At 66.7% G+C, this 24,062-nt stretch carries 21 protein-coding genes; 8 read left to right on the top strand and 13 right to left on the bottom strand.

The annotated features are described in order from the left end of the window. Positions 1-2: 2 nt before the first annotated feature. Both guaA and B9N75_RS03760 read right to left on the bottom strand, forming a co-directional pair. Positions 3-1,565 carry a glutamine-hydrolyzing GMP synthase gene (gene guaA / locus B9N75_RS03755; protein ID WP_085217592.1) on the bottom strand — a complete coding sequence of 521 codons (1,563 nt, stop codon included), beginning with the start codon at positions 1,563-1,565 and terminating at the stop codon, positions 3-5. Positions 1,566-1,674: 109 nt separating this feature from the next. Continuing rightward, a complete protein-coding gene (locus B9N75_RS03760) occupies positions 1,675-2,118 on the bottom strand; it encodes a hypothetical protein (RefSeq protein WP_085217593.1) in 444 nt (147 codons plus the stop codon). Positions 2,119-2,280: 162 nt separating this feature from the next. Between B9N75_RS03760 and B9N75_RS03765 the strand changes: the two genes are divergently transcribed. After that, the gene (locus B9N75_RS03765; protein ID WP_085217594.1) at positions 2,281-3,057 is read left to right on the top strand and encodes an AAC(3) family N-acetyltransferase; all 777 of its coding nucleotides are present in this window, start codon (positions 2,281-2,283) and stop codon (positions 3,055-3,057) included. On the opposite strand, the gene B9N75_RS03770 is transcribed toward B9N75_RS03765, so the two are convergent. The 3 genes from B9N75_RS03770 to B9N75_RS03780 are packed head-to-tail and all read right to left on the bottom strand — an operon-like array spanning position 3,054 to position 6,933. Beyond that, positions 3,054-3,413: a DUF423 domain-containing protein gene (locus B9N75_RS03770; RefSeq protein ID WP_085217595.1), complete on the bottom strand. Its 360-nt coding sequence runs from the start codon at positions 3,411-3,413 to the stop codon at positions 3,054-3,056. The genes B9N75_RS03765 and B9N75_RS03770 overlap by 4 nt on opposite strands. Further along, entirely contained in the window at positions 3,410-5,563 is a 2,154-nt protein-coding gene (locus B9N75_RS03775; RefSeq protein ID WP_085217596.1) for a prolyl oligopeptidase family serine peptidase, read from the bottom strand. Before B9N75_RS03775 ends, B9N75_RS03770 begins: the two co-directional genes overlap by 4 nt. Before the next feature lie 47 nt (positions 5,564-5,610). Continuing rightward, positions 5,611-6,933 (bottom strand): hemolysin family protein, encoded by a 1,323-nt coding sequence (locus tag B9N75_RS03780; RefSeq protein WP_085217597.1) that lies wholly within the window; start codon positions 6,931-6,933, stop codon positions 5,611-5,613. A 171-nt stretch (positions 6,934-7,104) separates the two neighbouring features. On the opposite strand from B9N75_RS03780, the gene B9N75_RS03785 reads away from it, so the two are divergent. Continuing rightward, positions 7,105-7,782, top strand: coding sequence for a YiaD family glycine zipper/OmpA-like lipoprotein (locus B9N75_RS03785; RefSeq protein WP_085217598.1), 678 nt, complete (start codon positions 7,105-7,107; stop codon positions 7,780-7,782). Positions 7,783-7,918: 136 nt separating this feature from the next. Here B9N75_RS03785 and B9N75_RS03790 read toward each other — a convergent pair whose 3' ends face one another. Next, positions 7,919-8,347 (bottom strand): nucleoside deaminase, encoded by a 429-nt coding sequence (locus tag B9N75_RS03790; RefSeq protein WP_172840799.1) that lies wholly within the window; start codon positions 8,345-8,347, stop codon positions 7,919-7,921. A 101-nt stretch (positions 8,348-8,448) separates the two neighbouring features. On the opposite strand from B9N75_RS03790, the gene B9N75_RS03795 reads away from it, so the two are divergent. From B9N75_RS03795 to B9N75_RS03805, 3 genes are all read left to right on the top strand, one after another. Further along, on the top strand, positions 8,449-9,342 hold the full coding sequence (locus B9N75_RS03795) for an arginase family protein (protein ID WP_197685130.1): 894 nt from the start codon (positions 8,449-8,451) through the stop codon (positions 9,340-9,342). Between the two features lie 65 nt (positions 9,343-9,407). Further along, positions 9,408-11,528, top strand: coding sequence for a M13 family metallopeptidase (locus B9N75_RS03800; RefSeq protein WP_085217601.1), 2,121 nt, complete (start codon positions 9,408-9,410; stop codon positions 11,526-11,528). A gap of 36 nt (positions 11,529-11,564) precedes the next feature. Then, entirely contained in the window at positions 11,565-12,053 is a 489-nt protein-coding gene (locus B9N75_RS03805) for a flavin reductase family protein (RefSeq protein ID WP_085217602.1), read from the top strand. Position 12,054: 1 nt separating this feature from the next. Here the strand turns inward: B9N75_RS03805 and B9N75_RS03810 are convergent, their stop codons facing one another. Further along, the gene (locus tag B9N75_RS03810; protein WP_085217603.1) at positions 12,055-12,474 is read right to left on the bottom strand and encodes a VOC family protein; all 420 of its coding nucleotides are present in this window, start codon (positions 12,472-12,474) and stop codon (positions 12,055-12,057) included. A gap of 61 nt (positions 12,475-12,535) precedes the next feature. On the opposite strand from B9N75_RS03810, the gene lnt reads away from it, so the two are divergent. Further along, positions 12,536-14,050, top strand: coding sequence for an apolipoprotein N-acyltransferase (gene lnt, locus B9N75_RS03815; protein ID WP_244552418.1), 1,515 nt, complete (start codon positions 12,536-12,538; stop codon positions 14,048-14,050). 64 nt (positions 14,051-14,114) lie between these two features. Then, positions 14,115-15,329: a methionine adenosyltransferase gene (gene metK / locus B9N75_RS03820; protein ID WP_085217605.1), complete on the top strand. Its 1,215-nt coding sequence runs from the start codon at positions 14,115-14,117 to the stop codon at positions 15,327-15,329. Here the strand turns inward: metK and B9N75_RS03825 are convergent, their stop codons facing one another. The 4 genes from B9N75_RS03825 to B9N75_RS13900 all read right to left on the bottom strand — a co-directional run bounded on the left by B9N75_RS03825 (position 15,330) and on the right by B9N75_RS13900 (position 19,598). Continuing rightward, positions 15,330-16,394: a mechanosensitive ion channel family protein gene (locus B9N75_RS03825; protein WP_342039340.1), complete on the bottom strand. Its 1,065-nt coding sequence runs from the start codon at positions 16,392-16,394 to the stop codon at positions 15,330-15,332. 226 nt (positions 16,395-16,620) lie between these two features. Next, entirely contained in the window at positions 16,621-17,217 is a 597-nt protein-coding gene (locus B9N75_RS03830; protein ID WP_172840800.1) for a phosphatase PAP2 family protein, read from the bottom strand. Positions 17,218-17,230: 13 nt separating this feature from the next. Next, positions 17,231-19,309, bottom strand: a complete 2,079-nt coding sequence (locus B9N75_RS03835; RefSeq protein ID WP_085217608.1) for a catalase — start codon at positions 19,307-19,309, stop codon at positions 17,231-17,233. A gap of 124 nt (positions 19,310-19,433) precedes the next feature. Next, complete coding sequence (locus tag B9N75_RS13900; RefSeq protein WP_157123681.1) at positions 19,434-19,598, bottom strand: hypothetical protein; 165 nt, start codon at positions 19,596-19,598, stop codon at positions 19,434-19,436. A gap of 104 nt (positions 19,599-19,702) precedes the next feature. Here B9N75_RS13900 and B9N75_RS03840 point away from each other — a divergent pair, with 104 nt between their 5' ends. Then, complete coding sequence (locus B9N75_RS03840) at positions 19,703-20,632, top strand: LysR substrate-binding domain-containing protein (protein WP_172840801.1); 930 nt, start codon at positions 19,703-19,705, stop codon at positions 20,630-20,632. 3 nt (positions 20,633-20,635) lie between these two features. Here the strand turns inward: B9N75_RS03840 and B9N75_RS03845 are convergent, their stop codons facing one another. Further along, entirely contained in the window at positions 20,636-22,777 is a 2,142-nt protein-coding gene (locus B9N75_RS03845) for a M3 family metallopeptidase (RefSeq protein ID WP_085217609.1), read from the bottom strand. A gap of 81 nt (positions 22,778-22,858) precedes the next feature. Beyond that, entirely contained in the window at positions 22,859-24,061 is a 1,203-nt protein-coding gene (locus tag B9N75_RS03850) for a M20 metallopeptidase family protein (RefSeq protein ID WP_085219390.1), read from the bottom strand. Between the last annotated feature and the right edge of the window lies 1 nt (position 24,062).

Below are 24,062 nucleotides of genomic sequence, written 5' to 3' on the forward strand. Positions count from 1 at the left end.
GCTCATTCCCACTCGATCGTGCCGGGGGGCTTCGACGTGTAGTCGTAGGTGACGCGATTGATGCCCTGGACCTCGTTGACGATGCGCGTCGCGACGCGGCTGAGGAAGGCGGCGTCGAAGGGGTAGATGTCGGCGGTCATGCCATCGGTGGAGGTTACAGCGCGGAGCGCGCAGACGCTGTCATAGGTCCGCCCGTCACCCATCACGCCGACCGTCTTGACCGGCAACAGCACCGCGAACGCCTGCCAGATTGCATCGTAGAGGCCGGCGTTGCGGATTTCCTCGAGATAGATGGCATCGGCCTTGCGCAATATGTCGCAGCGTTCCTTGGTCACTTCGCCCGGGATGCGGATGGCGAGGCCGGGGCCGGGGAACGGGTGGCGGCCGACGAAGGCGTCGGGCAGCCCGAGCTCGCGGCCAAGATCGCGCACCTCGTCCTTGAACAATTCGCGCAGCGGCTCGACGAGCTTCATGTTCATCCGCTCGGGCAGGCCGCCGACATTGTGGTGGCTCTTGATCGTGACGCTCGGCCCGCCGGTGAAGCTGACGCTTTCTATCACGTCGGGATAGAGCGTGCCCTGCGCCAGGAAATCGGCGCCGCCGATCTTGCGCGCCTCCTCGTCGAACACGTCGATGAAGGTTTTGCCGATGAACTTGCGCTTGGCCTCCGGATCGGTGACGCCGGCGAGCCCGCCGAGGAACAGCGCCTCCGCGTCCACATGGACGAGCGGGATGTTGTAGCTATTGCGGAAGAGGCTGACGACCTGCTCCGCCTCGCCGCTGCGCATCAGCCCATGATTGACGAAGACGCAGGTGAGCTGATCGCCGATCGCCTCGTGGATCAGCACTGCGGCTACCGCGGAATCGACGCCGCCCGAGAGCCCGCAGATGACGCGCTTATCGCCGACCTGCTCGCGGATCTCGGCGATCTTGGCGCTGCGGAATTCGGCCATCGTCCAGTCGCCTGCGAGGCCGCAGACGTGGCGGACGAAATTGGCGATGAGCTTGCCGCCATCGGGCGTGTGGACGACTTCGGGGTGGAACTGGATGCCGAAGAAGCGGCGCGCCTCGTCCGAAGTCACCGCATAAGGCGCGCCTTCGGAGACGGCTACGGGCGCGAAGCCTTCGGGGAGCGTCGCGACCTTGTCGCCGTGGCTCATCCACACTTGGTGCCGCCCGCCGGCGCCCCACAGGCCGTCGAACAGAGCGCTCTGCCCTTCGATATCGATGAAGGCGCGGCCGAACTCGCCCTCGCCCTGCCCCCCGACGACCTTGCCGCCGAGCTGCTCGCACATCACCTGCTGGCCGTAACAGATGCCGAGTATCGGGATCCCGGCCTCGAAGAAGCGCTGCGGCGCGCGCGGGCTGCCTTCCGCGGTCACCGATGCGGGGCCGCCGGAGAGGATGATGCCCCTGGGCTTGAGCCTGTCGAACGCGGCGTCGGCGGCGTTGAAGGGGGCGATCTCGGAGTAGACGCCGGCCTCGCGCACGCGGCGCGCGATGAGCTGCGTCACCTGGCTGCCGAAATCGACGATGAGGATGGAATCGGTGGGCTGGACTGTCATGGCGGGCTGTTAAGCAGAACCGCCTATCGCGGCAAGGCCGGGCCTGTCGCCATCGGCATTGCGCCAGGAAAAACGCGGGCCGGATCGCTCCGGCCCGCATCTCGTATCTTCAGCCGAGGCGGAAGTTAGTCACCCGGCCGTTGCTGCGTGCGGTGCAGGTGAAATAATCGCCGCGGTGGTTCCAGCGGTTGTAGCCGCTATCCACGGTGCCGCGCACCCGGTAGCGATTGGCGCCGGTCCGCTCGATATCGCGCACCTGCACGCGGCCGTAGCGCTCGGCATTCCAGGCGCATGCGTTGACCGCGCTGCGATAATCGTCGCGATAGCGGTAGCGCGCGTCATAGCCGTAGCGATTACCGTCGTTGCCGATCGCCGACGCGATCGCCGCGATCCCGCCTAGCACCGCAACGCCGGCGATGATCGCGCCTGCATCGACGCCACGGTCGCGGCTGTAATAACGGTCGTAATATTGGGCCTGGGCCGGGGCCGCAGCGGTCACCGTCATCATGGCCGCAGCGGCGACGCCGGTGAGGCCTTTCACGAACCTGGTCATGATCAATCTCCTCGAAACGCGCCCGGGCCGAATGCCGAGCTTGCGAGGAAATTACCGCAACGGCGTTGAGTCGGTGCTGAACCCGTCGTCGTCCGTTGTTCATATTTACAGCTGTTTTGATGAACGGCTTGCGTGTGCACCACCGGCCGGCGAAAGCGGCGCATGGCCGAGCCATTCTCCATCGCCGCCGTCAGCGATCAATTGCGCATTCTCGGCGTTCGCGCAGGCGGCATATTGCTGGTTCACACGGGCTTCCGCGCAGTGCGCCCGATCGAAGGCGGGATCGACGGCTTCATCGCGGCACTGCGGGCGGCGCTCGGGCCAGAGGGCACGCTGGTGCTTCCCTCCGCCGGAAACGACGACGACCGCCCCTTCGATGCGGCAGCGACGCCTGCGGACCCGGGGCTGGGCGCGGTGCCCGAACATTTCCGGTCCATGCGCGGGGTGCTCCGCGGCGAAGACTATTCGGCTTATGCCGCGATCGGGCCGCGCGCGGCCGAGATCGTCGGCACGCGCTGGACGGTGCCGCCTTCGGCGCCGGGGAGCGCCATCGACGTGATGCGCAAACTCGGGGCGCAGGTGGCGCTGATCGGCTGCAAGCATGATGCGAACACGATGCTGCATCTCGCCGAGCTGATCGGCGGCGCGCCCTATCGCGTGCCGCGGCACTTCACGCTGCTGGACGGCGGGATGCTCCGCCGCGTCGATTATGGCGAGAACGACCATTGCTGCGAAGGATTCGATGCGATGGACGGCTGGCTTCGCGGGCAGGGATTGCAGGCCGAAGGGCCGGTCGGTCATGCGCACGCGCGGCTGTTCGATGCTGCAGATGCGGTGCGGATCGGCGCGGCGAAGGTGGCGGCGGATCCGCTGATCTTCCTGCACCCGCCCGGCACGGGCTGCGAGGAATGTGATGAAGCGCGGGCGAGCGTTTTCTAGCCGCGCGCGAGGCGGAGCGCGGCGAGCGTCCAGCCGGCGATCATCAGCAGCCCGCCGAGCGGCGTCACCGCGCCCAGCCAGCGGAGATCGGTGTGCGCCATCAGGTAGAGCGAGCCGGAGAAGATAACGACACCCACGCCGATCAGCGCCGCTGGTAGCGCTGGGCGGAGGATCGCGCCGAGCGCCACCAGCCCCAGCGCGTTCCATATCTGGTAATCGACCGCAGTCTGCCACCAGCCGAGCGCATCCGGCCCGAGCCGCGCCTTCAGCGCATGCGCGCCGAACGCGCCGAGCACGATGCCGAAGGCGACAAGCACCGCGCCTGCGGCGGCGACGCGCGGCGCGGCGGCATTCACTTCGCCGGTTTCATGCCGGTGTGCTGGGCGATGAACGCCCACATGTCGGCATATTCGTCAATGATCTTGTCGGTCGGCTTACCCGATCCGTGGCCTGCGCGCGTTTCGATGCGGATGAGGTGCGGCTGCGGCCCGATGTCCGCCGCCTGCAGCGCCGCCGTATATTTGAAGCTGTGGCCCGGCACGACGCGATCGTCGGTGTCGGCGGTGGTGACGAGGATCGCGGGATAAGCCTTACCGCCCTTGATGTTGTGATAAGGCGAATAGGCGTAGAGCGCGCGGAAATCGGCTTCCTTCGAGGGGTAGCCGTAATCGTCGACCCAATAGCGGCCCGCAGTCCAGCGATCGAAGCGCAGCATGTCCATCACGCCGACCGCGGGGAGCGCGGCGGCAAAGAGATCGGGCCGCTGGTTGACGACCGCGCCGACGAGAAGGCCGCCGTTGGAGCCGCCCTGGATGGCGAGCTTGCCACTGGCACTGATGCCCTCGCGGATCAGATATTCGCCCGCGGCGATGAAATCGTCGAACACGTTCTGCTTGTTCTGGAGGCGGCCGCCATCGTGCCAGGCCTTGCCATATTCGCCGCCGCCGCGAAGGTTCGCGACCGCGACCACGCCGCCCTGCTCCATCCACGCCAGCCGCGTCGGCGAGAAGGCGGGTGTCAGCGAGATGTTGAACCCGCCGTAACCATAAAGCAGCGTCGGCGCGCCCTTGCCGACGTCCTTCTTGGCGACGACGAACATCGGCACGCGGGTGCCGTCCTTCGAGGTGTAGAAGACCTGGCGGACGTCATAATCGGCCGGGTCGAACGCCACCTTGGGCTCGGCCCAGATGCGCGACTGGCCACTCTTGGCGTCGTAGCGGTAGATGGCGGTCGGCGTCGCGAAGCTGGTGAAGGCGTAGAAGGTCTCGCCGTCCTCCGGATCGCCCTTGAAGCCCGCAGCCGTGCCGATGCCGGGCAGCGAAACCGTCCCCGCCGGCTTGCCGTCGAGCGCGAAGCGGCGAACCTCGGTCTTGGCGTCGACCAGATAGGTGGCGATCAGCGTGCCGCCGACGACGTTCGCGCCGTCCAGCGTCGCCTTGTCCTCGGGCACCAGATCGGCCGGCACCGGGTTCGCCGCGGCGACGTCCATCGCCACGATCTTGAGGCGCGGCGCGTCCTTGTTGGTGATCCAGAAAAATCGCGTGCCTTCGTTGCCCGCGAGCGTCCAATTGTTCTCCAGCCCCGCGATGAGCGTGCGCGGCTTGGCGTCGGGACGGCTCAGATCGACGAGGGTGATCTCGTAGCGATCGTCAGTGCCTTCGGCGCTGGTGATCACCAGCCAGCGGCCGTCGTCGGTGACTTCGGCGCTGTGGCCGAGCTTGGGGCGATCGGGCGTCGCGTAGATCAGCCGGTCTTCGCTCTGCGGCGTGCCGAGGCGGTGGAAATAGACCTGCTGGTTCTCGTTCAGCGCCTGGAATTTCTGGCCCTCCTCCGGCGCCGCAAAGCGCGAATAATAGAAGCCCGATCCGTCCTTGGCCCAGGCGAGGTTGGAGAATTTGACCCACTCGACCAGATCGGCGCGGTCTTTGCCGGTCGCGACGTCGAGCACCTTGACGGTCCGCCAATCAGTGCCGCCGTCCTGCACCGAATAGAGGAGCAGCTTGCCGTCAGACGACGGCACCCATTCGGCGAGCGCCGTGGCACCGTCCTTCGACCAGCCATTGGGATCGATTAGCAGCCGCGGCGCGCCGTCGATGCTGTCGCGGACGTAGAGAACCGCCTGGTTCTGGAGGCCGTCGTTGCGGGTGTAGAAATAATGGCCGCCCTTCTTTTCGGGTACGCCGAAGCGCTCATAATCATAGAGCGCACGGAGGCGGTTGCGGAAGGTCTCGCGCATCGGCAGCTTGGCGAGATAGGCGTCGGTGACGACATTCTGCGCATCGACCCACTGCTTGACCGCCGCGCTCTCGCGGACGTCGTCTTCCAACCAGCGATAGGGATCGGCGACAGTGATGCCGAACTGCACCTCGCTCGTGTCGCTGCGCCGCGTCTCGGGATAAGCGATGGGCGCCGACCTGGCGGCGGATTTTGCGGCCGTCTGGGCGGCGGCGGGCGCGGTCATGGCCGGAACGACGGCGCAGGCGAGCAACAGGGCGGCGAGGCGCATGAGCGGCAATCTCCTGAGGTCATGTCGAAAATCCGTCCGCGCAGATGTTACGCACGGCGCTTGCGGGCCACTTCGGCGGCCAGCATCTTGTCGATCTTGCGGCCGTCCATGTCCGAAATCTCGAACCGCCAGCCGGCGAAATTGAAATGCTCGCCCACTTCGGGAATCCGCTTCAGCACCGACAGCGCGAACCCCGCGGCGGTGGCGTAATCGCGGTCGCCGGGGAGATCGATGCCGAGCTCGTCGGCCATCGTGTCGGCCGAGACCGACCCCGACACCCACCAGCTCCCGTCGTCGCGCTCGACGAGCGGCGGATCGGTGTCGATGTCGGTGTCGGAGGCGAAAGCGCCGGCCAGCGCCGCCATAAGGTCGGCAGGCGTCACCACGCCTTCGAAATGGCCATATTCGTCATGGACGAATGCCATCGGCACTTCCGCAGCGCGGAGCGCGACCAGCGCGTCCATCGCGTCGGCGCGGTCATGCACCACCGGCGCCTCGCGCATGAGTTCGCGCAGATCGAGCGCCTTTCCTTCGAGCAACGCCTCGACGATGTCGCGCGACTGGACGACGCCGACGAGGCGGTCGACCGAGCCTTCGGCGACCGGCAGGCGGCTGTGAGGTGTGTCGAGCAGACACTGGCGGATCGTCTCGGCATCGGCGCTGGCGTCGATCCAGTCGACATCGGTGCGCGGCGTCATCACCTCGCGCGTCGGCCGATCGGCGAGGCGGACGACGCCGGAGATGATCGCGCGTTCGCTTTCCTCGAGCACACCGGCCGTAGTCGCCTCGGCGACGACGAGGTGGAGTTCCTCCGCGGTCACCTTGCTTTCCGATTCGCGGCTGAGGCCGAACAGGCGGAAGATCGCGCCGCTCGACTTGTCGAGTAGCCAGACCAGCGGCGCCGTCGCCTTGGCGAGCCACTGCATCGGCCGCGCGACCAGGCAGGCGATGGGCTCCGGCGCGCGCAGCGCGAACTGTTTGGGCACCAGCTCGCCGATGATCAGCGACGCGTAGGTGGTCAGACCGATCACCACCGCAAGGCCCAGCGTCCGCGACAGCTCCGCAGGCACGCCAAGCGCGGCGATCCGCTCGCCCGTCGGCCCGCCGAGGCTGGCGCCCGAATAGGCACCGGCGATGATGCCGATCAACGTGATGCCGATCTGAACGGTCGATAGGAAGCGGCCAGGGTTGGCGCCGAGCGCGAGCGCCGCATTGGCGCCGGCCTTGCCCGATTTCGCCATCGCCTTGAGGCGCGGGCGGCGTGCCGAGACGACGGCAAGCTCCGACATGGCGAAGAGGCCGTTCAATCCTACGAGGAGCAGGATGATGACGACATCGAACCAGGGAAAGGGAGAGGGCGCGCTCGGCATGGGCTGCTGACGATTCTCTTAGCGGATAATTCGCGCGGGTGAACGATTATCTTTTCGCGCGTTCTCGGACCCGCCCACGGACAGCCGCCGTTCAGGCCGCAGGCGGAACAAGCGGCCCGCGACGGGGGTTCTATCGGCTTCCCATCCCGCACATTCAATCTCCGAAGAGGTATGCGTATGCTTACGAAGCGTCTTTCCGTTGTCGCCGCCGCGGCGGCCCTTCTCACCACCACCGCCTGCGTCACCGATCCCAACACCGGCGAGCAGCGCGTCTCGCGCGCCGCGATCGGCGCGGCGATCGGCGCCGGCGGCGGCTATCTGCTCGGCGATCTGGTCGGCGGGCGCCGCGACCGCACCGAGCGGATCATCGGCACCGGCGTCGGCGCGATCGCCGGCGGCGCGATCGGCGCTTACATGGACCGCCAAGAGCAGGAGCTGCGCCGCAAGACCGCCGGCACCGGCATCGAGGTCGATCGCAACGGCGACGAGCTGGTGCTCAACATGCCCTCTGGCGTGACCTTCGCCTTCGACCGGTTCGACATCCAGCCGCAGTTCCGCCCGACGCTCAACGACGTCGCCGCCACGCTGCAGGATTATCCGTCGACGCTAATTGACGTTTACGGCCACACCGACAATGTCGGCGCCGCCGCCTACAACCAGACGCTTTCGGAGAATCGCGCGCGCAGCGTGGCCGATTATCTGTCGTCGCGCGGCGTGCAGTCGAACCGCATCGCGACGCGCGGCTTCGGCTTCTCGCAGCCGATCGCCGACAATCGCACCGAAGCAGGCCGCGCCGAGAACCGCCGCGTCGAAATCCGCATCGTCCCGCTAGAAAACCCGCGCGGCTGATATCGATCCTCCCCTGTGCGAAGCGCAGGGGAGGGGGACCATGCGCAGCATGGTGGAGGGGCAATACGGACTCAGAATGCCCCTCCACCGCGCTGCGCGCGGTCCCCCTCCCCCGGCTTGGCCGGGGGAGGATTTATCAGCGCCGTTCCCGAAAAAAATCGCGGAGCTGTTCGGCCGCCTCGACTTCACCAATACCGGGATAGACCTCGGGCGCGTGATGGCAGGTCGGCTGGGCGAAGAGGCGCGGGCCGTGCAGCACCGCGCCGCCCTTGGGGTCGGCGGCAGCGAAGTACAGCCGCCCAATCCGCGCCAGCGCGATCGCCCCGGCGCACATCGCGCATGGCTCCAACGTCACCCACAGATCACAATCGTCGAGCCGCGACGTGCCGAGCGCCGCCGCCGCCGCGCGGATCGCGACCATTTCGGCATGGGCGGTGGGGTCGGTGTGCCCGCGCATCGCGTTACGCGACGTCGCGACCACGCGATCGCCCAGCATCACCACCGCGCCGACCGGCACCTCGCCGCCAATCGCCGCGTCGCGCGCGGCATCGAGCGCGATGCGCATCGGCTGGGGCAAAGGGAAGGCCATCGCCCGAGTGTAGGTGCCCACCCCTCCCGCGACAACGGCGGTTGATCGCGGCGGCCCGAGCGGCTGTAATGAGCGCCATGACGACATGGAAATCGATTGCCGACCTGATCGGCGAAAGCGGCGACGTGGCGATCCTCGGCGCGCCGATGGATGCGGGATCGGTGACGCCTGGCCGCTGCGACCTTGCCCCCGAGACCGTGCGCAAGGCGCTCAAGCGGTTCAGCACCTACGATCTGGAGACCGGCCGCGAGATCGCGACGGCGATCGTCGATCGCGGCGATGCGGCGGTGAAGGGCTTGATGCCCGCCGACGGTTTCGACGCGATCCGCGACGCGGTGACCGCCGCCACCAAGGATCACGCGCTGACGCTCCTAATCGGCGGCAACAATGCGGTGACGCGGCCGGGCGCGCATGGCCTGGGCGTGCCGCTCGACAAAGTCGGCCTCATCACGCTCGACGCGCATTTCGATCTCCGCGAGACCGATCAGGGGCCGCGCAACGGCAATCCGGTGCGCTGCCTGCTCGAAGACGGCCTCCCCGGCGCGAACATCTGCCAGATCGGCCTCGCCCCCTTCGCCAATACCGGCAAGATGCACCGCGATGCGCTGGCGGCGGGGATCGGCGTCTTCACCATCACCGACTGCAAGGTGCGCGGCATCCGCGCGGTGCTCGACGAAGCGATCGAGCGGCTCGAGCACTGCGAAGCGCTGATGGTCGATTTCGACATCGACGTGATCGACCGCGGCCAGCTCCCCGGCGCACCGGGCGCGCGGCCAGGCGGCATGAGTGCCGACATGTTCTTCGCCGCTGTCCGCCACCTCGCGTCCGAGCCGCGCGTGCGCGTCGCCGATCTCACCGAGTTCGATCCTTCGCTCGACGTCAGCGACACCACCGCGCTCACCGCCGGCCGCTGGGTCTGCGAAATGCTTGCGGGGTTCGAGCGGCGGCGCGCGGCCGGGTTAAGCCACTAATACAGCCTTGCGGCCCGTAGCGGCGGGCGGCATCGTGCGCGGCGTGCCATAAAGGGGGATTCGCCATGCGCTCTTTCGCCGCCGCTCTCGTGCCGCTGCTGCTTGCCGGAACCGCGCTCGCCGAGACGCCGCCGAGCCGACTTGCCGAAGCCGAAGCGCGCGACGAGGCCGCCGCGAAGGGCAAGGCGCAATGGGGCAGCTTCGGCGTCGACACCGCGTCCGCCGACAAGAGCGTGAAACCGGGTGACGATTTCTGGTCCTACGTCAACGGCACCTGGGCGAAGACGGTGGAAATCCCTGCCGACCGAGGCGCGCTCAGCCAGGTGCAGCGGCTCAACGACCTGTCGGGAAGCCAGGTCCGCACGATCATCGAGGAAATGGAGCCGCGCCGCGCGTCGCTGAGCGGAGACGACGCCCGCGTCGCCGATTATTATGCCACGCTGATCGACCAGGCGGCAATCGACGCCAAGGGCGCGGCGCCGCTGATGGCCGATGTCGCGACGATCCGCGCCGCGAAGGACCGCGCGGCGCTCGCCGCCGAGATGGGCAAGGCTGCGCGCCAGTGGCAGGGCACGCCGCCGCTGGGGCGGATGCCGCGCTATTTCCCCGCGCCGGTGGAGGTCGGCATCGGCCAGGATCCCAAGAATCCCACGAGCTATGTCGTCGGCATGGGCCAAGGCGGGCTCGGCATGCCCAACCGCGATTATTATCTGAAGGACGACGCGGATTCGGTGAAGGCGCAGGCCGCCTATCGCGATCATGTCGCGGCCATGCTGACGCTGGCCGGCGTGCCGAAGGCCGCGACCACGGGCCGCGCCAAGGCGGTCTATGATTTCGAGCGCGCAATCGCCGAGGCGCACTGGCCGCTCGCCGACAGCCGCGATGCCGACAAGACCTACAATCCGATGACGCTGGCCGAGCTCAAGGCGAAGGCGCCGGGGCTCGATTGGGACGCCTATCTCGGCGCCGCGGGGCTCGGCGGGCGGCCGACCTATATCGTCGGCGAGACGGGCGCCGTCACCGGCATCGCCAAGCTCTGGGCCGCGACACCGCTGCCGGTGTTGCAGGATTGGATGACGGTGCGCATCGCCAAGGACCGTGCGCTGGCGCTGCCCAAGGCGTTCCAGGACGCCGAATTCGCTTTCTCGGGCGGCGTGCTGGGCGGCGCGACCGAGGCGCCCGCGCGCTGGAGCCAGGCGATCGAGCTGACCGCGACGGCGATGACCGACGCCGTCTCCAAACCCTATATCGAGCGCCATTTCCCGCCCGCGACCAAGGCGGCGATGGACGATCTCGTAGCCAATGTCATCGCGGCGATGGACCGCCGCTTGGCGGGCCTCTCATGGATGACGCCCGAGACCAAGGTGAAGGCGCGCGCCAAGCTCGCCGCGTTCACGCCGATGATCGGCTATCCCGACACGTGGCGCAGCTATGACGGGCTGCAGGTGGTCAAGGGCGACGCCTACGGCAATTTGAAGCGCGCGGGGGCGTTCGACTGGGACCGCAGCCTTGCCCGGATCGACCGGCCGGTCGACCGGCGCGAATGGTGGATGATGCCGATCACCGCCAACGCCTATGCCAGTTTCCAGAACAACCAGATCGTCTTCCCCGCCGGCTATCTCCAGCCGCCGCATTTCGATCCCTACGCCGATCCCGCGGTCAATTACGGCGCGATCGGCTATGTCATCGGCCACGAGATCAGCCACCATTTCGACGATCAGGGCAGCAAGTTCGATCCCGAAGGCCGGCTCGCGACCTGGTGGACCCCAGCCGACATCGCCGCCTTCGATGCGCGCAAGGCCAAGCTCGTCGCGCAATATGACGGCTATGAAGCGCTGCCCGGCCTCAACATTCGCGGCCAGCAGACGCTGGGCGAGAATATCGCCGACAATGCCGGGCTCGCCATCGCTTACGACGCCTATCAGCTCTCGCTGAAGGGCAAGCCCGCGCCGGTGATCGACGGCACGACCGGGGATCAGCGCTTCTTCATGGGCCGCGCGCAGGTCAACAAGGTCGCCTTCCGCGAGGCGGAATTGCGCAAGTCCGTGCTGTCCGGCGTGCATTCGCCGAGCAAGTGGCGGACCTGGGCGGTGCGCAACCACGACGCATGGTACAAGGCGTTCGACGTCAAGCCCGGCGACAAGCTCTACCTCGCCCCCGCCGACCGCGTGAAAATCTGGGAATAGGCTTGCTTTCGCGCAGGCGGGCGCCAAATCGGCGCGATGCACGATAGCGATCCGGCCCTGGTCGACGACTTCCGCGCGGCGATGCGGCGCGTGGCGTCCACCGTCAACGTCATCAGCATCTGCGTGGACGGCGAGCCGATGGGCATCACCGCCACCGCGATGTCGAGCCTGTCGGTCGATCCGCCGAGCCTCCTCGTCTGCATCAACCGCGCCGCGGCGATGCACGCGCCGATGGAGGACGTGACCCATTTCACCGTCAATGTGCTGCACCGCGACCAGGCCGGCATCGCGCAGATGTTCGCCGACCGCGAGAAGCATGCGCTGCGTTTCGCCAGCGGCTGGGAGGTGTGCACGACCAATCCTCCCCGGCTAGCCGATGCACAGGCCGCGCTCACCTGCCGCCGGATCGATCATCACCGCTTCGGCACGCACAGCATCTTCATCGGCGTCGTCGAATCTATCGCGATCCGCGACGAGGTAGCGCCGCTCGTCTATCTCGACGGTGACTATGGCGGGGTGAGCTAGATCATTTGGCAAACAGTTTCGCCGGGTCGGCCATTGCCTTGAACTCCAGCGCGTTGCCCGAAGGATCGGTGAGGAACATCGTCGCCTGCTCACCCGGCTCGCCGGCGAAGCGGACGATGGGGGCGATGATGAAATCGGTGCCGGCCGCGGTCAGCCGGTCGGCCAGCGCGCGCCAGTCGGCCATCGACAGCACCGCGCCGAAATGCGGCACCGGCACCTCCTCGCCGTCGACCGGGTTGGTATGTGGCTTGGGCGCGCGATCGGGGGCGAGATGCGCGACGATCTGATGGCCGTAGAAATCGAAGTCGATCCAGTGATCGGAGCTTCGCCCCTCCGGGCAGCCGATGATGCCGCCATAGAAGGCGCGCGCGGCGGCAAGATCGTGGACTGGAAAGGCGAGATGGAAGGGCGGCATGCTCATGGCGGCGCTCCTTACGTCATTCGCGCTTTCGCCGAAATGCCGGGATGGGCATAGCAGCGGCGTGAAGATTCTCGCCCTATCGCTGCTCGCTGGAATCGCCAGCGCCACCGGCTTCGCGCCGCTCGGCCTGTGGCCGGTCACGCTCGCCGCGTTCGCGCTGCTGCTCCACCTTGTCTGGAGCGCGCCGCGGCTTCGGACCGCGCTGGCCCGCGGCTATTGGTTCGGCGTCGGCCATTTCGCGCTCGGCCTCAACTGGATCGCGACCGCCTTCACCTTCCAGTCGGAAATGCCGGTCTGGCTCGGCTGGATCGCGGTGGTGCTGCTCGCTTTCTACATCGCCGTTTATCCGGCGATGGCGGCGGGGCTGGCTTGGCGTTGGGGACGCGGCGATCGCACCGCGACCGTCCTCATCTTCGCCGCGGGCTGGATCGTCACCGAATGGCTGCGCGCCACGATGTTCACCGGTTTCGCCTGGAACCCGCTCGGCGTGTCGCTGCTCGATACCGGCGTGGCCGCCGCCGCGCGCTGGACGGGCACTTATGGCCTCTCGGGCCTCACCGCGCTCCTCGCCGGCGCCGCTTGGCTGCTGATCGTGAAGCAGCGGCGTGCGGGTCTCGCGATCTTCGCCGGGCTCGCGCTGGTCTTCGTCGCGGCGCAGCTCGGCTCCGGTCCACCGGCCGGAGCCCGGCCCGTGCCGGTGCGGATCGTCCAGCCCAACATCGGCCAGCAGGACAAATGGAAACCGGGGTTCGAGCGGCGCAACTTTGAGCGGCTCGCGCGGCTGTCGGCGATCGACGGCACCGGTCCGCGTTTGCTGCTCTGGCCGGAAGCGGCCGTCACCCGCCCGCTGCAGGATCAGAGGCGCTACGGCTTCGCGCAGGCCGATGCAGCGGTGGTCCGCGAATCGGTCGGCGCGATCCTGGCGCCGCGCGACTTGCTGCTGACCGGCGGCATCACCTATCGCTCCGCCGACGGCGCCGACGTCACCAGCGCGACCAACAGCATCTTCGCGATGAACGCCGCGGGCCGCATCCTCGGCCGCTTCGACAAGGCGCACCTCGTCCCCTACGGCGAATATCTGCCGATGCGGCCGATCCTCTCCGCGATCGGCCTGTCGCGCCTTTCGCCCGGCGACATCGATTTCGACTCGGGCCCCGGCCCGCAGACGCTGACCCTGCCGGTCGCCGGCAAGGTCGGCTTCCAGCTCTGCTACGAGATCATCTTTTCGGGCCAGGTGGTCGATCGCGCCAACCGCCCGGGCTTCATCTTCAATCCCTCGAACGACGCCTGGTTCGGCGCGTGGGGTCCGCCGCAGCATCTGGCGCAAGCGCGGCTCCGCGCCCTCGAGGAAGGGCTGCCGGTGCTGCGCGCGACGCCGACCGGCATTTCGGCGATCATCGACGCCGACGGCCGCATACTCCGCCAGATCGGCTGGAATGTCGCGGGCGTGATCGACGCGCCGCTGCCGGCGCCAAAATCTCCCACCGCTTTCGCGCGCTTTGGGAATATCTTGCCTTTCGCGCTGGCACTGCTCCTCGCCGCCGCGGCGGTTGCGGTCCGCCGCCGGGAGCGCTAGATGCCGCACACATAAGGATATCTTTATATCCGCAAGTCTCCCTTCCAGAAGGTCGTTCGCAACGATGCGCAGCAATTATCTCTTCACGTCCGAATCCGTCTCCGAAGGTCATCCCGACAAGGTGAGCGACCAGATCAGCGACGCCATCGTCGATCTCTTCCTGTCGAAGGACCCGGAAGCACGGATCGCCTGCGAGACGATGACGACGACGCAGCTCGTGGTGCTTGCCGGCGAAATCCGCGGCCGCGGCATCATGGACGAGCAGGGCAATTGGGCGCCGGGCGTAGAGGATGAGGTCGAGCAGACCGTCCGCGAGACGGTGAAGCGGATCGGCTATGCGCAATCCGGCTTCCACTGGGAGACGCTGCGCTTCGAGAACAATCTGCACCCGCAGTCGGCGCATATCGCACAGGGCGTCGATGCCAAAGGCAACAAGGACGAAGGCGCGGGCGATCAGGGCATCATGTTCGGCTTCGCTTGCGACGAGACGCCCGATCTGATGCCGGCGACGCTTGATTACAGCCACAAGATCCTCGAGCGGATGGCGGCGGACCGTCATTCGGGCAAGGCGCCATTCCTGGAACCCGACACCAAGAGCCAGGTGACGCTCAAGTTCGAGGACGGAAAGCCCGTCGCCGCCACCGCGATCGTCGTCTCGACGCAGCATAAGGCGGGCTATGACGAAGGCGCCAAGCAGGACGAGCTGCACGATTATGTGAAGTCGGTGGTCGCCGGCGTGCTGCCCGCCGAACTGCTCGGCGATCAGACCGTCTATCACATCAATCCCACAGGAAAGTTCGAGATCGGCGGGCCGGACGGCGATGCGGGGCTCACCGGCCGCAAGATCATCGTCGACACCTATGGTGGCGCGGCGCCCCACGGCGGTGGCGCGTTCAGCGGCAAGGACCCGACCAAGGTCGATCGCTCGGCGGCTTACGTCACCCGCTATCTCGCCAAGAATGTCGTCGCCGCGGGCCTCGCCAAGCGCTGCACGATCCAGGTCGCCTATGCGATCGGCGTGTCGCAGCCGCTGTCGCTCTACGTCGATACGCACGGCACCGGCACGGTCGCCGACGAGACGCTCGAGGCAGCGCTGACCAAGGTCGCGGCCGAGAAGCTGGGCGGCCTTACCCCACGCGGCATCCGTGAAAGCCTGGGTCTCAACAAGCCGATCTACGGCAGGACCGCGGCCTACGGCCATTTCGGCCGCAAGCCCGATGGCGATTATTTCCCCTGGGAAAAGACCGACCTCGCCGACGCGCTAAAGCAGGCTATCTGATCAGGCCGCCCGGCGCTCGCCGCCGAGCGATGTGGCGAAGTCGAGGCCGGTTGGCTGCTGGAACAGCCGTAGACCGAATTCGGGCATGATCGCGATCAGATGATCGAAGATGTCCGCCTGGATGTCTTCATATTCCGCCCAGGCGGTCGTCGCGGTGAAGCAGTAGATTTCGATCGGTAGCCCGTCCGGCCCCGGCGCAAGCTGGCGGACCAGCAAGGTCATCCCGCCGGTGATGCGCGGATGGCCGGCGAGATAGGCATCGATATAGGCGCGGAAGGTGCCGATGTTGGTGATCCGCCGCGCGTTCACCGCGTCGCGGCCACGCTCCGGCAGCGCCTCGTTCCACGCGCCGATATCAGCCAGCTTGGCATCCAGATAGGGCGCGATGAGCGCGAAGCGGCGCATCGCCTGCGTTTCGCCGGGCGCTAGGAAGCGCACGCTGTTCTGATCGATCATCAGCGCGCGCTTGATCCGCCGCCCGCCGGATTCGGACATTCCGCGCCAGTTTTTGAAACTGTCCTCGATCAGCTTGTGCGTCGGGATGGTGGTGATCGTCTTGTCCCAGTTCTGCACCTTCACCGTGTGGAGCGCGATGTCGATCACGTCGCCGTCGGCGCCATATTTGGGCATCTCGATCCAGTCACCGACGCGGATCATGTCGTTGGACGTGAGCTGCACAGAGGCGACGAGCGACAGGATCGTGTCCTTGAACACCAGCATCAGCACCGCGGCCATCGCACCGAGACCAGAGAAAAGGATCAGCGGCGAGCGGTCGATCAGCGCGGCGATGATGAGAATGCCGGCAGCGCAGAAGATGACGATCTTCGCGACCTGGACGTAACCCTTGATCGGCCGGCGCGCGGCGGAATCGCGGCGGTCATAGACTTCGTTACCGAAATCGAGCGCGGCGCCGATCGCCAGCGCGACCGTGAGGATGGCGAAGCCCGCGGTGAGATTGCGCACCAGCGTGACGGCGCTCTCGGGAATATGCGGCACGGCGGCAATGCCGGCACCAATCACGAATGCGGGGAGTAGGTTGGACAGGCGCCGGGCGATCCGCGTCACGGCCGCGGCTTCCTCGCCGATCGGCGTGCGCGTCAGCAGCCGCGCGAAGAGCTTGAGGATGAAATGCTTGGCGATCCAGTTGGCGATCCAGGCGCCGAGGCCGAGCAGCGAAAGCGATATCAGAACTTGCAGCCAGATAAGGTCGGTGACGGTGTAACTCAGCAGATCGGTGATGATGCCCTCCTTGCGCGATCGGGATGGAGGGGGGCCTAGCAGATCGATCCCGCTATTTCATCTCCGCCCGGCCGCACGCATCGCTCCGGTCGGCCTTGCCAGTGCCTTCGGCCAGCCGCATGATCGCCCGCACCGATACGGCCGCGGCCCAGCCGATCGCGGCGCCGACGGCGATGTCGCTGACGAAATGCTTGCAGCGCGGAATCTGGATGAGCGCGACCGCGCCGGCCGCGCAGCGGGCGGGGATGGCGACCGAAGGGTAGCCGTGCGCGATAGCCTCTGCCACGGCGACCGCGCCGGCGGTATGGCCGGATGGAAAGGAGGACAGCGAATGCGTGCGGCTGCCCCCTTTCTCCATCCTGTAGCCTTTCTCAATCGCATGATCGGGCCGGGTGCGGTCCACGGTTTGCTTGACCACATCCTTGACCGCCGTTGCCAGCGTATGACTGGCGAGCATGTCCGCGCCCACACGCGCCAGGGTCGCATCGCGCCGCAATAGGCCGAGGAGGAGCACGGCGGCGGATATGGCGCGAAGCGGAGGCTGATCGCCGATCTCACTCGCCTCCCCGGCCGCCTTGACCGCCGGCTTGCGCCGATGCCGGGCTATCGCGCGTGTGACCTTGAGGTCGGCGCGCTCCAGCCGCGACAATCGACCCCGTGCTTTAGGCAAGCATCCGCACCTTCGGTTCGCGGTCATAGAATCGCCGCGCGGCGGCCTTGACGAAATCGTCGCCGAGGTCGGTCACGCCCTCATCCGCCTCGACGCCCGCCTTGTCGAGCAGCGCCGCGGCGCCGTCCGACGCGCCGATCGCCTTCAGATGGCCGAACGCGTCCATCGCGAATTGCACCGCCGCGCCTTCGTTCGACAGCTTGGCGGCTCCCTCTTCGCTGAGGATGATCGCAACGGCATCGAACACCTGGCTCGGTGTTCCAGCGAGCTGGCCGTCGGCCTTGCGTGTCTTGCCGTCTGCGAGCTTGGAGCCGCCCAGCTTGGGAGCGACCAGCTTGACCATGCCGCCAGCCTTCTCGACCGCCGCCTTCACCGCGTCGATCGCACCGCCATCCGAGCCGTCGGCATAAAGGATGCCCACACTTCGGCCTTCCAGCGACGCCTTCATATTCTTGTGGATCGACAGGGCATCGCTTGCGGCCATGTCCAGCGGGTCACGCGCCGCGGGGCTCTTCTTCGGAAGATCGATGCCCATGCCGTCGGCCACCCGCTTGGCGAGTTCTTCATCGACATTGCGCAGATTGCCGATCATCCGCGCATGGATGTGATCGATGCCGACCTTCGACAATTCGAACACAAAGGCCGAGGCGATATGCGCCTGCTCCGAAGGCGTCTGCGATGCCCAGAACAGCCGCGCCTGGCTGTAGTGATCAGCAAACAGTTCGGGTCGTACGCGAAGCTTGTCTCCGGCTTCCTCCCGCTCGTCCAATTGCCGCTCGAAGGTGTGATAGCCGGTAACCGGGCATTCGCGCGGTCCCGCCTCCTCACCAACCTCGCCCAGGCTGTTCGGCTCGTAAGTCGCGCGGCCCTTAGGCACATGCATCTGCATCTGGCCGTCGCGCTGGAAATTCATCACGGGGCATTTCGGCGCGTTGATCGGCAACTGATGGAAATTGGCCGTTCCGAGCCGCGATTTCTGCGTGTCGAGATAGGAGAACAACCGGCCCTGGAGAAGCGGATCGTTGGTGAAATCCACTCCGGGCACGACGTTGGCGGGGCAATAGGCCACCTGTTCGGTTTCCGCGAAGAAGTTGTCCGGATTGCGATCGAGCACCATGCGGCCGACGAGCCGTACCGGCACGTCTTCTTCAGGAATGATCTTCGTCGCGTCGAGCACGTCGTAGGGCTGCGCCGCTGCGAACGCCTCGTCGAACGTCTGGATGCCCAACTCCCATTCGGGATAGGCGCCGGCTTCGATCGCCTCATAGAGATCGCGGCGATGAAAGTCGTTGTCGGCGCCCTGTAGTTTCGCCGCCTCATCCCAGACCGTCGACTGGAGGCCGAGCTTCGGCTTCCAGTGGAATTTGACGAAGGTCGAGTGGCCTTCCGCGTTCACCAGCCGGAAGGTGTGGATGCCGAACCCTTCCATGGTGCGGAAGGATCGGGGGATCGTGCGATCCGACATCGCCCACATCAACATGTGCGTCGATTCCGGCATCAGCGACGCGAAATCCCAGAACGTATCGTGGGCGGCGGTCGCTTGCGGGTAACCGCGATCCGCCTCCGGCTTCACGGCGTGGACGAGGTCCGGGAACTTGATCGCATCCTGGATGAAGAAGACCGGGATGTTGTTGCCAACCAAATCCCAATTGCCCTCTTTGGTATAGAATTTGACCGCGAAGCCCCGCACGTCGCGGGGCGTATCGACAGAGCCGGCGCTGCCGGCGACCGTCGAGAAGCGCGTGAAGACCGGCGTCTTCTCGCCTTTGCGCTGGAAGATGTCGGCACGGGTGAGATCGCTGAGCGACTCGTACAGCTCGAAATAGCCATGCGCCGCCGATCCGCGCGCATGGACGATGCGCTCGGGGATGCGCTCATGGTCGAAATGGAAGATCTTCTCGCGGAGGACGAAATCCTCGAGCAAGGTCGGGCCGCGCGCGCCGCTCTTCAGGCTGTTCTGGTTGTCGGATACGGGGATGCCCTGGTTGGTCGTCAGCACCGGCACATCGCCGCCGGCCTCCTGATGCGTTTCCCCGCCCTCGCCGGCGTTCCGGCGGTCTGTATCGGCCATGCTGTTCTCCTTCGCTTAAGGGAACGGGCCGCAGAGGCGAAAGTTCTAAGCTACTGCCTTCTCATAAAAAATACTTTTTGCATGGCGTGAGCGCCGCAGGTTCGGCGCTCACGCCATGTGCCTTTCAGCCAAGGCGCGTCTGCCGCTGGCGGCTGCGCCAGGGGGCTGCGAACTGGATCTGGGCCAGTCGGCTGAACACCTGACCGATGTCGGCCAGCAGCTGATCGACCGTTCTGGCGAAGTCGGTGCCGTGATCCGCCCAGAGGCGGCCTTCGAATTCGTCGCGCATCTCACATCTCCTGTTTGGGTGGGCCAGGCTCAGATGCGCTTTCCAAGCGCCGCGCGCCAATCGAAGTCTCGACAGCTTTCATAAGCCAGGCTTATGATGGAGAGATGCGCCACCTGCCGCCCCTCGCCGCCGTCCGTGCTTTCGAGGCAGCCGCGCGGCACGGTAATTTCACCAAGGCGGCGGAAGAGCTGGGAATGACCCAGGCGGCGATTTCCTATCAGGTGAAATTGCTGGAGGAACGGGTAGGAACCCCGCTTTTCCACCGCGTGCGCCGCCAAGTGATGCTGACCGAGGCGGGGCGCCGCATCGCGCCGCTGATCTCGGGCGCGTTCGATACGCTGGACGATGCCTTCGCGATCGCGCGTGCCGAGAGCGAGAGCGTGCTGACCATAAGCTGTTCCAATACCTTCGCGTCCAACTGGTTGGCGATGCGGCTGGGCGGATTCCAGATGGAACGGCCGGGACTGGCCGTCCGGCTGCGCACCGACGACGACATCGTCGATTTTGCGCGTGACGAGGTCGATGTCGCGATCCGCAACAGCATCGAGCCCTGGCCCGGACTGGTATCCCACTTCCTGATGCGCGTGCCCATCGTCCCTATGGCGAGCCCGGCATTTCTCGACCGCCACGGCCCGGTCGAGACGCCCGAAGATGTGCTGCGGCTGCCGCGCATGTCGCCGGACGACATCTGGTGGAAGGTCTGGCTGGAAGGCATCGGCCTGGCGGTGCCGGAACGCGGCGCCACGGCGGGCGTCCGCCTCGACAGCCAGGTGATGGAGGGCAATGCGGCAATCGCCGGCCACGGGATCGCCATCCTCAATATGGCGCTGTGGATGCACGAAGTGCGCGCGCGCCGGCTGCTGCCCGCACCGCGCCGCATCGTCTTCGGCCGGCGGAGCTACTGGCTCACATACCCCGAAGGAAAGCGCAACGCCGCCAAGGTGAAAGCCTTCCGCGCCTGGATCGAGGCGGAGATGCGCCGCGACGCGGAGGAGGACGAGGACGGGGTTTTCGATGCCCCGCCCTCGCCATAAGACTCACTCCGTCGGGAAGCCGCGGATCTTGAGGAGCGCGTTGACGTCCGGATCGCGGCCGCGGAAGGCGCGATAGGCCTCCGCCCGGTCGGTCTCGTTGCCGGTGGAGAGCAGGATCTTGGCGAAGCGGTCCGCGGTCGCCTGATCCCACGGGCTGCCCGCTTCCTCGAACGCCGCCCAGGTGTCGGCGTCCATTGTTTCCGACCAGAGATAGGAATAATAGCCCGCCGAATAGCTGTCGGACGAGAAGAGGTGATTGAACTGCGGCAAGCGGTGCCGCATCACGATCTCCTTCGGCATCCCGATCTCGGCCAGCGTCTTCTTCTCGAACGCGTCGGGATCGACGACCCCGTCGGCCAGCGTGTGCAGCTTCATGTCGACGATCGCGGAGGAGAGATATTCCACCGTGGCGAAGCCCTGGTTGAACGTCTCCGATGCCTTGATCTTGTCGAGCAGCGCCTGCGGCATCGGCTGCTTGGTCTGATAATGCCGCGCATATTTGTCGAGCACGTCGCGGGTGAGCAGCCAATGCTCGTTCACCTGGCTCGGATATTCCACGAAATCGCGCGGCGTGCCCGCAAGCCCCGGATAGTTGATGTTCTGGAGCAGCGAGTGGATGCCGTGGCCGAACTCGTGGAACAGCGTCTCGGCATCGTCGAGGCTGATCAGCACCGGCTCGCCGGGCGCGCCCTTGGTGAAATTGTTGTTGTTCGACGATAGCGCTGTCTGCGCCGGCGCCATCCGCCGCTGCGAGCGATAGGTGTTCGCCCAGGCGCCCGAGCGCTTGATCGAGCGCGCGAAATCATCGCGGTAGAAGAGGCCGACATATTTGCCGGCGCGGTCCGTCACCTCATAGACGCGGACGTCCGGCTCGAACACCGGCACCGTGCCGGTGATCTCCTTGAAGTTGAGGCCGTAGAGCCGGTTGGCGGCGTAATAGGAGGCCTCGATGATGTTATCGAGCGCGAAGTAGGGCTTCAGCTCCGCCTGATCGAGATCGTAGCGGGCCTTGCGCACCTTCTCCTGATAGAAGCGATAATCCCACGGCTCGATCGTGAGCTTGGCGCCCTCCTTGTCTGCAATGGCCTGCATGTCGGCCACTTCCTGCTTCACCCGCGCGACGGCGGCGGGCCAGACCCGCATCATCAGCGTTTCCGCCGCTTCGGGCGTCTTGGCCATCGTGTCCTGCATCCGCCATTCGGCGTGGTTCTTGAAACCGAGCAGCTTGGCGCGATCGGCGCGCAACTTCACGATCTTGGCGATCGTCGCATTGGTGTCGTTGGCATCGCCATTGTCGCCGCGGTTGACGAAGGCGCGCCACGTCTTTTCGCGCAGCGCACGGTCGGTCGCGAAGGTCAGCACCGGATCGACCGCCGAGCGGGTGTTGACGATCGCCCAGCCCTGCTGCTTGCGCTCTTCGGCCGCAGCCTTCGCTGCCGCCTTGTTGGTCGCAGGCAGACCGGCGAGCTGCTTCTCGTCGGTGACGAGGATCGCAGTGCCTTCGTCCGCCAGCAGCTTCTCCGAGAAGGCGCTGAACGCGCTCGCGAGCTGCTGGTTGATCGCTGAGAGCTGCTCCTTCTGCGCGGCGTCGAGCTTGGCGCCCTGGCGGACGTAGCTATCGTAGATGCGCGTCGTCAGGCGGGCCTGCTGCGCATCGAGCCCGGTGTTGCGCGCGTTGTAGACCGCCTCGATCCGCTGGAAAAGCTTGGGATCGAAGGTGATCTCGTCCTGCGCCGCGGAGAATTTGGGCGACCATTCGCGGTCGAGCGCCTGATAGGCGGGCGTGTTCATGTTGCTGGTCATCACGCCGAACAGCGCGAACACGCGCCCGAGGCGGCGACCGGCATTCTGCATCGCGCCGATCGTATTGTCGAAGGTCGGCGCCTCGGGATTGTCGGCGATCTTGCGATATTCCGCGCGGCGCTCGGCAAGCGCGGCTTCGAACGCGCCGGGGAACAGCTCGGGCTTCACCTTGTCCCACGGCGGCACCCCGCCATAAGGCCCGCTCCAGTCGGCGAGCAGCGGATTGGCGGCGACATCGGCCGCGGGCGAAGGCGCCTTCGTGGCGGCGCCCGTCTGGGCGAAGGTCGCGGTCACGGGCAGAAGCGCCGCCAGGGCGCAGGCGGCGAGAAGCTGTTTCGGCAAGATGGGGAGACTCCGTACATGGTTCTCCCAGCACCATAACGGCCGTACCAGCTATGTGAAGGGCGGCGGGTCAGCCGCCGGTCACGCCTCTCCGAAGCCGTCGGCCAGGAAACGCTCGGCGATCTGGGCGTGGAGCGCGGCGCCGCGCGCCATCACGCTCTCGTCGATCACCATGCGGGTGGAATGGAGCACCTCCGCCTTCTTCCAGTCCGCATCCTCATGCGCGGCGCCGAGAAAGAACATCGCCCCCGGCACCTTTTCGAGCACGTAGGAGAAATCTTCCGCGCCCATGATCGGCGATGCCATCGTTTGCCAGGCATCGTCGCCGAACAGCGATTTCGCCGTGTCGCTGCCGAGCGCGACCGCGCGCGGGTCGCAGATCGTGACGGGGAAGCCCTTCACGAACTCGACGGTGGCGGTGAGGCCGTGCGCGGCGGCGATATGCTCGGCGAGCCGCGTCAGTCCCGCCTGCACCTTGGCGCGCGTTTCGGGCGAGAGCGTGCGCATCGTTCCGAACAGGAAGGCGGTGTCCGGGATGACATTGTCGGTGGTCCCCGCCTCGATCTTGCCGATCGTCACCACCGCCGGATCCGATATCGGGATCTGGCGGGTGACAAAGGTGTGGATCGCGGTGACGAGCTCGCAGGCGACCGGCACGGGGTCCATCGCGTCGTGCGGCATCGAGGCGTGACCGCCAGAGCCGCGCACCCAGATCTTCACCTTGTCGGCCGACGCGAGCAGCGGCCCGCCACGGCCGGCGACGAGCCCGTGCGGCGCGTTGGGCAGGACGTGGAGCGCGAAGGCGGCGTCGGGCAGCGGATCGAGCAGCCCGTCCTCCAGCATGTGGCGCGCGCCGTGCCAGCCTTCCTCGCCCGGCTGGAACATGAACATCACCGTCCCTGCCAGCCGGTCGCGGTTCGCGCAGAGCAATTTCGCTGCGCCCACCAGCATCGCGGTATGCGAATCATGGCCGCAGGCGTGCATCGCGCCGGGAATGGTGGACGCGAAGTCCAGCCCCGTCTCCTCCTGCATCGGCAGTGCGTCGGTATCGCCGCGGAGCAGCACGGTGCGGCCGTTGTCCGGCCCCTTCAGCACCGCGACGACGCCGGTGGTGGAAGGGCCGCGGCGGATTTCCAGCGGCAGCCCTTCGAGCGCGGCAAGCACCTTGTCGTGCGTCAGCGGCGTCTGGAGGCCGATCTCGGGCTCGCGGTGGATCGCGCGGCGGAGCGAGACGATCTCCGGCAGCAGTTCCTCGGCGTCGGCGCGATAGGGGGTTTCGAGCATC

Origin of the sequence: Allosphingosinicella indica (assembly GCF_900177405.1) — a bacterium.
Lineage (GTDB): Bacteria > Pseudomonadota > Alphaproteobacteria > Sphingomonadales > Sphingomonadaceae > Allosphingosinicella > Allosphingosinicella indica.

Bases quoted from the DNA above. Each gene is read 5' to 3' on its own strand.
- guaA (WP_085217592.1), bottom strand. From the start codon at position 1,565: ATGACAGTCCAGCCCACCGATTCCATCCTCATCGTCGATTTCGGCAGC.
- B9N75_RS03760 (WP_085217593.1), bottom strand. From the start codon at position 2,118: ATGACCAGGTTCGTGAAAGGCCTCACCGGCGTCGCCGCTGCGGCCATG.
- B9N75_RS03765 (WP_085217594.1), top strand. From the start codon at position 2,281: ATGGCCGAGCCATTCTCCATCGCCGCCGTCAGCGATCAATTGCGCATT.
- B9N75_RS03775 (WP_085217596.1), bottom strand. From the start codon at position 5,563: ATGCGCCTCGCCGCCCTGTTGCTCGCCTGCGCCGTCGTTCCGGCCATG.
- B9N75_RS03780 (WP_085217597.1), bottom strand. From the start codon at position 6,933: ATGCCGAGCGCGCCCTCTCCCTTTCCCTGGTTCGATGTCGTCATCATC.
- B9N75_RS03785 (WP_085217598.1), top strand. From the start codon at position 7,105: ATGCGTATGCTTACGAAGCGTCTTTCCGTTGTCGCCGCCGCGGCGGCC.
- B9N75_RS03790 (WP_172840799.1), bottom strand. From the start codon at position 8,347: ATGCGCATCGCGCTCGATGCCGCGCGCGACGCGGCGATTGGCGGCGAG.
- B9N75_RS03795 (WP_197685130.1), top strand. From the start codon at position 8,449: ATGACGACATGGAAATCGATTGCCGACCTGATCGGCGAAAGCGGCGAC.
- B9N75_RS03800 (WP_085217601.1), top strand. From the start codon at position 9,408: ATGCGCTCTTTCGCCGCCGCTCTCGTGCCGCTGCTGCTTGCCGGAACC.
- B9N75_RS03805 (WP_085217602.1), top strand. From the start codon at position 11,565: ATGCACGATAGCGATCCGGCCCTGGTCGACGACTTCCGCGCGGCGATG.
- B9N75_RS03810 (WP_085217603.1), bottom strand. From the start codon at position 12,474: ATGAGCATGCCGCCCTTCCATCTCGCCTTTCCAGTCCACGATCTTGCC.
- metK (WP_085217605.1), top strand. From the start codon at position 14,115: ATGCGCAGCAATTATCTCTTCACGTCCGAATCCGTCTCCGAAGGTCAT.
- B9N75_RS03835 (WP_085217608.1), bottom strand. From the start codon at position 19,309: ATGGCCGATACAGACCGCCGGAACGCCGGCGAGGGCGGGGAAACGCAT.
- B9N75_RS13900 (WP_157123681.1), bottom strand. From the start codon at position 19,598: ATGCGCGACGAATTCGAAGGCCGCCTCTGGGCGGATCACGGCACCGAC.
- B9N75_RS03840 (WP_172840801.1), top strand. From the start codon at position 19,703: ATGCGCCACCTGCCGCCCCTCGCCGCCGTCCGTGCTTTCGAGGCAGCC.
- B9N75_RS03850 (WP_085219390.1), bottom strand. From the start codon at position 24,061: ATGCTCGAAACCCCCTATCGCGCCGACGCCGAGGAACTGCTGCCGGAG.